General features: G+C 61.1%; 7 protein-coding genes. 1 reads left to right on the forward strand and 6 read right to left on the reverse strand.

Annotated features, from left to right (window positions below; genetic code table 11):
• The first annotated feature begins 183 nt into the window (after nucleotides 1-183).
• On the forward strand, nucleotides 184-408 hold the full coding sequence (locus AC1RDQ_RS09780; protein ID WP_218495789.1) for a YgdI/YgdR family lipoprotein: 225 nt from the start codon (nucleotides 184-186) through the stop codon (nucleotides 406-408).
• A 122-nt stretch (nucleotides 409-530) separates the two neighbouring features.
• On the opposite strand, the gene AC1RDQ_RS09785 is transcribed toward AC1RDQ_RS09780, so the two are convergent.
• The 6 genes from AC1RDQ_RS09785 to AC1RDQ_RS09810 form a co-directional block, all read right to left on the reverse strand.
• A complete protein-coding gene (locus AC1RDQ_RS09785; RefSeq protein ID WP_492587084.1) occupies nucleotides 531-2,384 on the reverse strand; it encodes a polyurethane esterase in 1,854 nt (617 codons plus the stop codon).
• A 102-nt stretch (nucleotides 2,385-2,486) separates the two neighbouring features.
• Nucleotides 2,487-4,187 carry a polyurethane esterase gene (locus AC1RDQ_RS09790; protein ID WP_492587086.1) on the reverse strand — a complete coding sequence of 567 codons (1,701 nt, stop codon included), beginning with the start codon at nucleotides 4,185-4,187 and terminating at the stop codon, nucleotides 2,487-2,489.
• 23 nt (nucleotides 4,188-4,210) lie between these two features.
• The gene (locus AC1RDQ_RS09795) at nucleotides 4,211-7,258 is read right to left on the reverse strand and encodes an autotransporter domain-containing protein (protein WP_492587088.1); all 3,048 of its coding nucleotides are present in this window, start codon (nucleotides 7,256-7,258) and stop codon (nucleotides 4,211-4,213) included.
• Between the two features lie 154 nt (nucleotides 7,259-7,412).
• Nucleotides 7,413-8,780: a TolC family outer membrane protein gene (locus AC1RDQ_RS09800; RefSeq protein ID WP_090455261.1), complete on the reverse strand. Its 1,368-nt coding sequence runs from the start codon at nucleotides 8,778-8,780 to the stop codon at nucleotides 7,413-7,415.
• Nucleotides 8,781-8,782: 2 nt separating this feature from the next.
• Nucleotides 8,783-10,093 carry an HlyD family type I secretion periplasmic adaptor subunit gene (locus tag AC1RDQ_RS09805; protein WP_373423033.1) on the reverse strand — a complete coding sequence of 437 codons (1,311 nt, stop codon included), beginning with the start codon at nucleotides 10,091-10,093 and terminating at the stop codon, nucleotides 8,783-8,785.
• A gap of 35 nt (nucleotides 10,094-10,128) precedes the next feature.
• The gene (locus AC1RDQ_RS09810; protein ID WP_492587090.1) at nucleotides 10,129-11,904 is read right to left on the reverse strand and encodes a type I secretion system permease/ATPase; all 1,776 of its coding nucleotides are present in this window, start codon (nucleotides 11,902-11,904) and stop codon (nucleotides 10,129-10,131) included.
• Nucleotides 11,905-11,936: the final 32 nt, after the last annotated feature.

The raw sequence follows: 11,936 nt of genomic DNA on the forward strand, positions 1-11,936 counted from the left end.
TGGTTATGCATACAGATACCAGTTCTAGCCCGCGTGGCGCAATCGGAAAAGGATAAATGGCGGCGCGGTACGGAATTTTTCCCGGGCAGTAGAACTTTCTGCCCCCTGGCGGCACCAACCGCCATACGGGTGCAGTGACAGCCTCGGGCTGATGGCGCTGCTTTAAACGAACGGGAGGTGATTATGGACATCAAGACATTGGGCTTGCCCCTGGCTGCAGCGGCCCTGCTGGCGCTGGCCGGTTGCTCGACGCCAACGGTGGTGACGCTGCAGAACGGCACCCAGTATTTGACCAAGGACATGCCGGAAACCAAGACAAAGGATGGCTTCTTCGAGTTCGAAGATATTTCCGGGGCGAAAGTGAAAGTCAAGGCTGATGAAGTGGCCACGATTCGCAGGGAAGACTGAATTTCGCGTTATCGTTCATCGCGGGAAAGCCCGCTCCCACAGGGTATGCGCCAACCTTGCGGGAGCGGGCCTGGTCCGGGCGGCGCTCCGACGAAGAGGCCCTTACCGGCGCCAACTCACCATCAGGCGATCACAAACCCCGCACCCGACAAACTGTCCAGCCCGACCCCGACCAATGTCACTGAATCATTGCCAAACGTCAGCACGGTATCCTGCCCCACCACGGTGGCATGGTCCCGGAAGTCGTCGGCCGGCGTAACACCCTGTACCCCGAGAAACACCAGTTTGTCGTTCGACTGATAGCCCAACACCCGGTCGTGACCAAACGCGCCGTTGAACAGGAACGTATCGATCCCGCCCCCCGATTCCAGCAGGTCGTTGCCGGCCCCGCCGATCAAGACGTCGTTGCCCTTGCCTGCGATCAAATGATCGTTGCCGTCGAGACCGAACAACCAATCGCCGACCGCCTGCGCCTTGAGCGTATCGTTCCCCATGCCCCCCTTTATAGACGACTCGTACCGGGTCAGCTGGTTGCCGTCCGCCAGCCCGTTTGCGGTGACGCTGTGGGTCACGTCATCCTTGACCAGCCCCCATAAAAAGCCCGGCTCCTTGCTCATGATGCTGCCGATGTCACGGGTGATACTGATGCCGCCATTGGCATCGCGGATGTACAGGTTGCCGGCGCCGTCGTTGGCAAAGTCGAAGTTTTTCACCGACTGCTGCAAGTCGAGCACGTTGTGCCCGTTGCCGCCCAAAAGGACGTTGTAGCCACCGGCATCACGGAAGGTGTCGTTGCCGTCGCGGCCTTCCAGATAGTCGTTGCCCTTGCCGCCCTGGATCAGGTCGTTGCCGTCACTGCCGATAATGAAAGTGCTGCCTTTGTGGAAGTCGGCATTGCGGTTCAGGTCCTGGACCCAGGTGTTGGCCCGCGCCGGGTCCGAGAGGTTGGCAACAACAATGGTCGAGTCTTTGCTGGTGAGGTCGTAGAACCGTGACTCCAGCACCCGGGTCATGCCGTCGCCATAACCGGTCGGCAAGTGGGAAATCCAGGTCGGAATGTTGAGGATGGAAAACGGCAGCAGATTCCATGCGGTCGACGCGTAGTGGTCATTGAAGCTGACAATGTTGTTGGTGGCCGAGGCTTGATCGGCATCGTGCACACCAACCGATGCCAGGTTGAACGCCGAACCGTCCAGCGCGCGGAACACTGGATCGTTTTCATAGCCGACGTTCAGCACTTTGTCGCTGCTGCCTTGAGTTGGCGAGGCGTAGGCAATGTAGTTGGAATCCTGGAAGAAACCGCCCCATTTTTCGCGGCTCAAATCCGCCAGGCTATTGACTGCCAGCCCGCCGAGACTGTGACCACTGACCAGCACGTCATTACCGGACAACCCGTTGGACCGGGCAAACGCCGCGACGTCGGCGAGCAGCTTGCCGAACGCTTCACCCACATAGTTTTTCGCGTAATCCTGTGGACCCAATGCCGCCAACAGGTCATTGATGACATCGCCGATGGAGTCACTGATCTGGCTTTCACGAGGGCCACTGGTGCCGCGAAAGGCGATGCCGATTTCCGTGAGGTGCCCTTGGGCGTCGTATTTACCGAGGATTTCCACCTGGGCGCTGGTATAGCCGGCCTTTTCACCGAAGAAGGTTCCCCGTGCATCGACTTTGCCGTCATAACCCAGCTGCGCGGCGGTGATGGGTGTCCAACCGGCTTTCTGTACCGCGTCCAGTGCGGCCTTTTCCGAATCGGGGTTCCAGGGGATACCGGGAATCACCCCTTGGGAGTCGGTGCCGCCAATCAGCGCGGTCACCAACGTTGCCGGCAGGCCCACGCCGAAACCGTTGTGCTGGTAACCGGTGGCAAAGCCGTTGTCGAGGTTGTGATAGGAGTACAGCGTGATTGCCATCGCGTCGGTGAACAACGCTTTGGCGTCTTCTGTACCAAGGTTCTTGTAGTCGTACACACCCATGGGTATTGCCTCTCTCTTTGTTGGAATTGTCAGAGATAGCTCACAGCCGGGACACCTCGATCGCGAGATGCCCGGAGCCTCCAGTGCTGTTACAAAAATCTGTCAGGCAAACACAAAACCGGAAGTCGACAGGTTATCCAGCCCCACCCCGACCAGGGTCACGGAAAAGTCGCCAACCTTCAGCACCGTGTCTTGACCGGCCTGGGAGACATGCTGTCGGTAGTCATAGCCCTGCCCCGCGTCTTCAACGCCCATGAACACCAGGGTGTCACTGCCCTGGTAGCCATTGATCGCATCAAATCCGAAAGCGCCGCTGAACAGGAAGGTATTGCTGCCGTCCCCGGTGGAATGCATCACGTCGTTGCCGTTGCCGCCGACGAAGGTCACGTGGCCCTTGTCGCTGCGCAATACGTCATCGCCGCCGTTGCCGAACAGCCAGTCGCCCTGGGCGTCGGCCAACAGCGTATTACCGAGGGCATCGCCGTTGAGCGAATGACTGTAGCGGGTCAGTTCGTTGCCGTTGAGCAGGCCGTTGCCGGTGACGGTCCAGGTGATGTCCCTGGTGCTCCACCATGATCCGGACTCCTGGCTCACCAGCGCGCCGATGTCCCGGGTCATGCTGATGCCGCCATAGGCGTCACGCACGAACAGCGTGCCATCGCCATCGTTGGCGAAGCTGAAGTTCTGCAGTGGCTTGAGCAGTTCGAACGTGTTGTTGCCCTTGCCGCCCAAAAGTATGTTGAAGCCGCCGTCGTCGCGGAAACGGTCGTTGCCGTCCCGGCCTTCGATGAAGTCATTGCCGGCGCCGCCCCTGAGCCAATCGGCGCTGTCGGTGCCGATGATAAACGTGCTGCCCGTGTGCGGCTCGCCACTGCGCCCGAGGTCCTCGACCCAGGTGGCGCCGCGAGACGACGCCGACAGGTTGGAGACGATCAGGGTCGAATCCTTCCCGGTCAGGTCATAGAAGGCAGAGTCGATCACCCGGTTCAGTCCGTCGGCGTAACCCGGCGATCCATGGGCCGACCAGTTCAGCGGGTTGAGAATGCTGAAGGGCACCAGGTTCTGCGCGGTGGAGGCGTACTGGTCATTGAAGTTGACGACGTTGTTGGTCGCTGAATCCTGATGACCATCGTGCTTGCCCAGTGAGCCACTGCTGAAGGTAGTGCCGTCGAGCACCCGAAACACCGGGTCGTTCTCATAACCGATGTTGAGCACATTGTTGCCGGTGGCGCTTTGGGTTGGCGAAGCGAAGGCGATGTAGTTGGCGTCCTTGAAGAAACCGCCCCAGTCATTGCCACTCAACTCCGCCAGGCTGTTGACCCCCAAACCGCCAAGACTATGCCCGCTGACCACAACGTCCCTGGCACTCAGGCCGTGGGCGATGGCGAATGCAGCGACGCTCTTGAGCAGGCTGTCGAAAGCGTTTTTCGCGTAGTTGCTCGCATAATCCACCGGGCCGACTGCGGCCAACAGGTTGTTTTTCATGTCGCCGAAGGTGTCGCTGTACCCCAGGCCACCGGTGCCACGGAAGGCGATGCCCAGGCCGATCAGGTTCCCGGCCCCGTCGTATTTACCGAGGATTTCGGCTTCGGCGCTGGTGAAGCCGTCCTTCTCGCCATAGAAGGTACCTTGGGTGCCAACCTTGCCCTGATAGCCCAAGGCCGAGGCACCAATTGGCGCCCAGGCGGTCGCCGGGAGTGGCTGGCCGGTAGGCGTATACGCGTACAGCGCCAGCGCGATCGCGTCGGAGTAGAACGCCTTGCCGGCCTCACTGCCGGCATTTTTGTAATCAAACAGTCCCATTTTCTTGCTTCCTTTGCGTCAAATCAGAACTGCCAGTCCAGGGTCAGGCCCACACCATGGTCTTTTTCCCGGGAGCCGAGCAGTCCGTTGTAGTCCAGGTTCAAACGGGTATCGCGTCCCAGCGCCCAGCCGGCCCGGGCACCGACCACCGCGGCATTGCGGTCCATGGACACGCTTTGCACGCTGAACGCGGTGTTGCCATTGACGAAGGCCAGGTGGTCTTCGGAACGGGTGTTGCCCAGGTTGTGCTGCCAGCCGAGCGTGCCGGACAGTTCCAGTTGTTGCTGATCGGACAGCGCAATGGCTTTGCTCGCCCGCAGGCCAAGGGTCGAGAGCACCGCGTCGCGGTTGTTTTCACCGCCCTTGAGTGCGGCGGCGTCACCTTTTTCGCTGAAGCTGTCGCTGTTCAGGTGCACGTAAGCCAGGTTGACGAACGGCTCCAGTGCCAGCGGTTGCAGGTCCAGGCGATACGCCGCTTCGGTGAACAGTTGCGCGGTGGTCGCATCGCGTTTGGATTTCTGCTTGCCGCTGACGTCACCGAATTGCAGGTCGCGTTTGACGTCGATGCGATGCCAGCTGTAAGCACCGCCGACGCTCAGGCGCAGCGCGTCGATTTTGTGGCCCAGGTAGGCGCCCAAGTGGTAGCTGTCGACCGATGCCGACGAGTGCGTGCCATCGCCCATGCTCAATGAGCTGTCGCTATAACCGGTAACGAAACCCAGTCGTGTGTCTTCAGTGATCAAGCCATCGACGCCGGCCAGCAGCCCGCCGATGGAGCTGTTGGAACTGGCGTTGTCATTCCCGCCATCGCTCTTGCCCCAGGCGCCGAGCACTTTGAGCCAGGCATTGCTGCGGTCATCGGTCGGTGCGCTGGCGTCGAACAGATCACGCTCGCGCAGACGTTCGCCGACCGCATCGCGCAGGTAGCGGCTGTCGTTGATCAGCAGCGTGCCGATCGCCGGATGAATCTCACCGGACAGTTGCTGGAACGCTTGTTGCGCGACAGCGGCGGTCGGCGACAACAGCAGGGTTTCGTAGAGCCGATTGCCTGCGCCCAGTTGCTCGGCGGCAGCGGCCACGGCCCGTTGATTCGGGGTCAGGCCTACACTGGTGAAAGATGTCGCATTGCGCTCCACCGCCAGTTGAATGCTGTCCGTCGTGTAACCGAGGGTGCCACCGATAAACAGGTAGTCCGGCAACACCGCCCCGAAACGCCCTTCGATCCCGCCAGCGGTTTGCAGGATGTTGTACTGATTGCCCAGCAGGGTTTTCGCCTCGCCGGTGGTCAGCAGCGTTGGACTGTTTTCCAGGGTCAGGCTGACCGTTGCGCCTTCGATGGTGGCTGTGCCGCCGGCAATGATCTGGTCGCTGCGGGTGGGCGACACCTCTACGGCGTAGGTCGAGCCGGGCTCGAAGGTCATGTCGCCCGTCACCTGCAAGGTGCCGATGGAGTTGCCGGGCGCCACGGTACCGCCGCTTTTCGCAGTCAGTGCCGCGATACTGCCGTTACCACCGAGGATGCCATTGTCATTGACGGTGACGGCCGATAGCAGCGAACCGTTGACGGCCAATCGGCCCTGATTGACCAGGGTCTGGCCGGTGTAGGTGTTGGCTCCGGTCAGCACCAGCGTGCCGATGCCCTGCTTGGTCAGGCCGCCGTGGCCGGATATGTCGTTGCGCCAGACGTCGAGCCCGCAGTGCACGTCGTTGCACACACGCTCGGTAGGTTTGCCGGCGTCGATGATCGCGCCGATACCCGGCAAGTCCGCGACAAACTGACTGGAGCCGTAGGCGCCGTCGATGCGGAACTCTTCGGGAATGTCCTGCTCGGTGACGAGCATCGCCGGGCCGTCGATGCCTTTGCGCAGGTTGATCATGCCCCAGCCATACAGCGAATCGACGCCGGGTGCGCCGAGGTCGGTGGCGGTGGTACGCAGCACGCTGGCGACTTGTGCGCCGGTCATGTACGGGAAGCGTTCCATCAACACCGCCACCGAGCCGGCAACGTGCGGTGCCGCCATGGAGGTGCCGTTGTAATTGGCGTAGCCGGTAGTCAGGTCAGCGGCATCGGTGCCGCTGATGATCGAACTGTAGATCCGGCTGCCTGGCGCCGACACGCAGAAACTCGCAGTGTAGCCGCAGCGCGACGAGAAGGTGCTGATGTTGTAGGGGTCGGGACTGTTGGTGTCCGGGTTCTTCTGCAAGGCCGCGACGGTCATCCAGTTCGGCGCGATCTCGGGGACGAAATAACCGAGGCCGGCGATGGCGTCCGGGTTGTTGAGGTTGTAGTCGTTACCGGCGGCGAAAATCGTCACGATGCCGCTGCGGGCCGCCGCGATGGCGCCGTCGTAGGCACCGCCGGGTTTGGTCCCCAGCAAGGTCCGGATCTCGTTGAACTGCAGTTGTGCATCCTGCACGGTGAAGTGCGGATACGCCGGGTCCCGACCGCCGAGGTCGAAGCGGTCGGTGATGCCGATGCCCCAGCTATTGTTGATGATCCGCGCGCCGCTGGCGATCAGGGCGTCCCAACCGGCCTTGTACACCGCGCCGTCGTTGCCGCGTACGATACCGTCTTCCGGGCCCGGGTCGCCGTTGTCGGCGCTGATGATCTGTGCACCAAAGGCGACGCCGTGCATCGGTCCGCCATCGCGGCTGCCGGCGGCGATCCCGCCAACGTGGGTGCCGTGGGCACCGAGTTTGCCGTTGGAGCCCACCGAGGGCGAACCGTCATAGAGAAAGGCGTCCCCGACCTTGACCGGAATGTACGGGTCGGTGTACTCGCGGATGCCGCTGGTCACCAGCGTGATGACCTTATTGGCTCCGGAAAACTCCGGGTGCAAGGCGTACACCGGTTGGTCGAAGATCCCCAGCTTCACGCCTTTGCCGGTGTAACCGGCCGCATAGGCATCCTGCGCGTTGATCGCCCCCAGGCCCCAGTCAGCGCTGAACTCTGTGCTGCGCCAGCTTTCGGGATCGCCTGTCCTGCCGTTTTCCACGTAGGGTGCCGCGTGTGCGGTGCCCAGTGTGGCCAACGCGCAGAGCACGGCTAGATTGTTGTACTTGTTATTCATCGAGCTACCTTCCTTAGTTGTGTTGCCAAAATCCTTGTTGTTAGAAGCCTTGCCTCAATTCCTCTTGGTTAAAACGCGCCACTACAGGGGCTGCGGTGTTCAGTTCCTCAACAGACAGGCATTTTTTGAGTCCTCTCCATACTGTTTTTAATAGCTACTGCACCCTCGGTCCCTGGCCGAAGGCCTCATCCACCTTGGCCAGGTCCTGCTCGCTCAAGGTCCCGGCGTAGAAATGCAACCGGGTCCAGGCCATCAGATAGTCGTAGCGGGCCTGGGCCAGATCCCGGCGGGTGGTAAACAGTTGTTGCTCGGCATTGAGCGCATCGAGGTTGACCCGCTCACCGCCCAGAATGCTTTGCCTGGTCGAGACCACCAGCGCTTCGGCGGAGACCAGGGCCTTCTGATAGGCACGCAGCTTGCTTACCCCTGTCAGGCAGGCGCTGAACTGCCGTCGCAATTCGATCAGGGTTTCCCGGGTCTTGCCGTCCAGTTCGTACTCGGCCTGTTCCATCGCACGGCTTGCCTGGCGGGTCGATGCAGAAACACCACCGCCGGCGTACAGCGGCACATTGATTTCGATGCCGATGGTGTTGGTGTCGTAGCGCTGGTTGTAGGTGTTGCCGCTTTCCGATTCATTCTGACGCACCGTGGCGTAGGCGCTGACCTTGGGCAGGTGCCCGGCCCGGTTGCGCTCGACCTCGTAGCGCGCCACTTCAAGCGCCTGGCGCTGGGAAGCCAGGTTGGGGTTGTTGGCCACGGCCATCTCATGCCAGGTGTCGTAATTGGCCGGCTGCAGGGTGAAGGTCTGGAAGTTTTGATCCAGTGGTGCAAGGTCGGCAATGTCGATCGCCGGCACACCGATCAGCGCGCCGAGTTCGCGCAGAGATGCATCCTGTTCATTACGTGCTTCGATTTCTTCGGCGGTGGCCAGCTCATAGCGCGATTCGGCTTCGAGAATGTCCGTGCGAGTACCTTCGCCCTGGCGAAACATCTGCTCGTTCTGCTGGAACTGCTGCTCGAAAGCTTTCTTCTTGGCCAGGGCGATATCGATCTGGTCCTGGGCGAACAACGCCTTGGTGTAGTTTTCCAGCACCCGCACCAGCAATTGCTGGCTCTTGCCACGAAAATTTTCGTCGGAAAACAGCGATTGCGCGACGCCCTTGCGATAAGCCGCGTAGGCCTCGTAGTCGAGCAACGGCTGTTGCAAGGTGAGGCTGGAACCGTAACTGCTGTAGTTGCGGTCATCGCTCTGGTTTTGCCCGCGCTCGTTGAGGTAGGTAGCCTTGGAGCTGTTCCTGCCCTTGTTGTAGTTGTAACCCAGTCTTGGCAACAACCCGGCGCGGCCGATGGCACGGTTCTCAAGGCCTGCATCGCGTTCCTTGATGGCGCCGAGGAATACCGGATCATTGTGCAGTGCCTGTTCATAGATCTCGAACGGTCCCATGGCCGCCACGGCCTGGTTGCCCGCGAACAACATCAACGCCGCCCCGAGCATCGAAAGCTTTTTCATACAGCCGAACATCCTTATTCCTCGGTCAACGCGGAGCCTGCCCGGTCGAGCAGCGGTTTGAACAAATAATTGAGGAGCGAACGCTCACCGGTACGCACGAACATTTCCGCCGGCATACCGGGCTTGATCACCAGGCCATTGAGTTTCTCCATGGCCTGGTCACTGACGCTGCTGCGCAGCACGTAGTACGGTGCGCCGGTTTTCTCATCGAGCAACTGGTCGGCGGAGACCAGGCTGACTTCACCTGGTACTCGCGGGGTGCGGCTCTGGTTGAAGGCGGTGAACAGGATATCCACCGGCAGGTGCGGACCGACCTTGTCGATCAGGTTGACCGGCAGGTGCCCTTCCACTTCCAGGCGCGTGTCCTGAGGCACGATCTCCAGCAGGTTGTCGCCCTGGCGCACCACCGCGCCTACCGTGTGTACACCCAGATTGACCGCAATGCCGTCAGCCGTGGCGATGATCTCGCTGTGCTGCAGATCGAACCCGGCGGAGGTCAACTGTTCCTCCAGCGTCACGCTTTTGAGCTGCGCTTCGGCCAGTTGGGTGCGTACTTCTTTCTGGTACTCCTCGATATGCTGTTGCAACTTCAAGCGGGACTCGACAATGCCCTGCTCCACCCGACCGCTTTCGCCGAGGTTTTCGGCCAACTGCTGTTGCACTTGCGACAGTTGCCGCTGGTACTCCATCAACCGATTGCGCGGGATGTAGCCGTTTTCCGCCAGTGGCGTCAGATTGCTTAGCTGTTGTTGCAGGGAATCGGCCTGAGCGCTCAAGTCGGTACGGGCACGGCGCATGCCGGCCAGTTGCGCGCCGGCGCCTTCGATGCTGGCGCGCAACGCGGCCTGCTCGCGGGCGAAGGCATCGCGACGACTGCTGAACAACTGGCGCTGGCCTTCGAGTACCAACGCCAGACGCGGGTCGGGATCATTGCTTAGCTCGGCGGGGAAATTCACCTGCTTGAGGTTGTCCCGCTCGCTTTGCCAACGGGCAAGGCTGGCCCAGGCCATGCGGTACTGCGCTTGCAACGATTGCACGTCCGCGGCGACCTGGGTCTGGTCGAGCCGGAACAACGGCTGGCCCTGTTTCACACGCTGGCCTTCGCTCACCAGAATCTGGCTGACCACGCCGTTGCTCATCGACTGCACGGCCTTGCGCTTGCCCGAAACCACCACTGTGCCCTGTACCGGTATGCCCTGATCGAGGGGGGCCAGGCTGGCCCAGGTGAAGAAACTGCCAGCGCCGACAATCGCCAGTATCCAGCCCAGGCGAGCGAAGTAACGCGCGTCGCGTTCAGGCTGTCCAGCCAGGTAGTCCTGCTCCATCGTCGCTTCGTTTTGAGGCTTTACTTGGCTGCGGCTCATACGCCCGAACTCCTTGTCGCGGGCTGAGACTGCCAGCTCATGCTGAACCCGCCCGGCGCTTGTGCGGTTTTTTCATGTTGTGCTTGCTGAGCGCCCGAGAGTGCCTTGAGCACGTCCTGGCTCGAACCGAACGCCTGCAAGCGCCCGTCGTTGAGCACCAGCAACTTGTCGGCCTGGGCCAATGCGCAAGAACGATGGGTCACCAGAATCACGCTGGTGCCCTGGGCCTTCATTTGCGCAATCGCGCTGGCCAACGCCGCTTCACCCACGGTGTCGAGGTTGGAGTTCGGCTCATCCAGCACCACCAGGCGCGGCTGGCCGTACAGCGCACGGGCCAGGGCCACCCGTTGTTTCTGCCCGCCGGAAAGGCCACTACCGTCTTCGCCGAGCACGGTGTCGTACCCTTGCGGCAGGCGCAGGATCAGTTCATGCACCCCGGCCTGCTGTGCGGCGGCCACGACGCTCTGTGGATCGGCCTCGCGGAAACGCGCGATGTTTTGCGCGATGCTGCCGCTGAACAACTCGATGTCCTGCGGCAGGTAACCGATGTAAGGCCCGAGGTCGTCGCGGTTCCAGCGATGGATGTCCGCACCGTCGAGCCGCACCGTACCACCGAGCGTCGGCCAGACACCCACCAGTACCCGTGCCAGTGTCGATTTACCGGAACCGGAAGCACCGAGCACGCCCATCACCTCACCCGCTGCGAGGCTGAAACTGACCAGGTGCAGGGTCGCCGCCCGTTGCCCCGGAGGCGCCGCGCTAACCTGCTCAAAGGTGATCTGGCCCTTCGGCGCCGGCAGCGCCATGGCCTCGTCGCCCGACGGGAAGGCTTGCAGCAAGGCGTCGAGACGGCGGTAAGCCAGCTTGGCGCCGCTCCACTGCTTCCATACGGCGATCAACTGATCGATTGGACTCAGCACACGGCCCATCAGGATCGAACCGGCGATCATCATTCCGGCGGTCATGTCACCCTTGATCACCAGCAATGCGCCAAGGCCCAGCACCAACGATTGCAGGCACAGGCGCAGGGTTTTGCTCAAGGAACTGATGACGGCGCCCGTGTCGCTGGCCTGGTTTTGCAGGCCGAGGAACCGTGAATGCACCTGGAACCAGCGATTGCGCAACGCCCCCAGCATGCCCATGGCCTGAATGGTTTCGGCGTTATGCAAATGGCTGGTGGCCAATTGGCTGGATCGCTGGGAACACGCGGCGGCTTCACCCAGCGGTTTTTTGGTCATGGACTCATTAAGCCAGGCCAGCGCAATCAGCAACAGAGCCCCCGCCGTGGCAAAAACACCGAGCCAGATGTTGAACAGATAAATCACCAACAGGTACACCGGGAACCACGGCGCATCGAAAAACGCGAACAACGCCGGGCCGGTGACGAACTGGCGAATATGTGTCAGATCCCCCAGCGCCTGTCCCGCATTGCCTTCGCCTTTGAACAGGTTGCGCTCGAACGCCGCCCGATAGACCCGCAGATTGAACCGTCGCTCCAACTGACTGCCAATACGGATAACGATGAAACTGCGGACAGCTTCCAGCAAACCGATAAAGGCAAAGAACCCGACAATCATCAGCGACAACATGACCAGTGTTGTTTCATTCTGCGAAGACAGTACCCGGTCATAGACTTGCAGCATGTAGATAGAGGGCGCCAACATCAGAATGTTGATCAGGGCGGTAAAACAACCGACGCTGATCAAGATGCTCTTATAGTCCCCCAGTGCCTTTATTAATGGTGCGGTGGCTGGGGCCTTCGCCATCTTCATTGGTTATTCCTGAGCTGATATTTATCGCCACG

Source organism: Pseudomonas sp. GW823-FHT02E01 (genome assembly GCF_058797535.1).

What these genes read in the sequence shown, in the direction of transcription:
- AC1RDQ_RS09805 (WP_373423033.1), bottom strand. Translation starts at nt 10,093, where the DNA reads ATGGAGCAGGACTACCTGGCTGGACAGCCTGAACGCGACGCGCGTTAC.
- AC1RDQ_RS09810 (WP_492587090.1), bottom strand. Translation starts at nt 11,904, where the DNA reads ATGAAGATGGCGAAGGCCCCAGCCACCGCACCATTAATAAAGGCACTG.
- AC1RDQ_RS09790 (WP_492587086.1), bottom strand. Translation starts at nt 4,187, where the DNA reads ATGGGACTGTTTGATTACAAAAATGCCGGCAGTGAGGCCGGCAAGGCG.
- AC1RDQ_RS09800 (WP_090455261.1), bottom strand. Translation starts at nt 8,780, where the DNA reads ATGTTCGGCTGTATGAAAAAGCTTTCGATGCTCGGGGCGGCGTTGATG.
- AC1RDQ_RS09780 (WP_218495789.1), top strand. Translation starts at nt 184, where the DNA reads ATGGACATCAAGACATTGGGCTTGCCCCTGGCTGCAGCGGCCCTGCTG.
- AC1RDQ_RS09795 (WP_492587088.1), bottom strand. Translation starts at nt 7,258, where the DNA reads ATGAATAACAAGTACAACAATCTAGCCGTGCTCTGCGCGTTGGCCACA.
- AC1RDQ_RS09785 (WP_492587084.1), bottom strand. Translation starts at nt 2,384, where the DNA reads ATGGGTGTGTACGACTACAAGAACCTTGGTACAGAAGACGCCAAAGCG.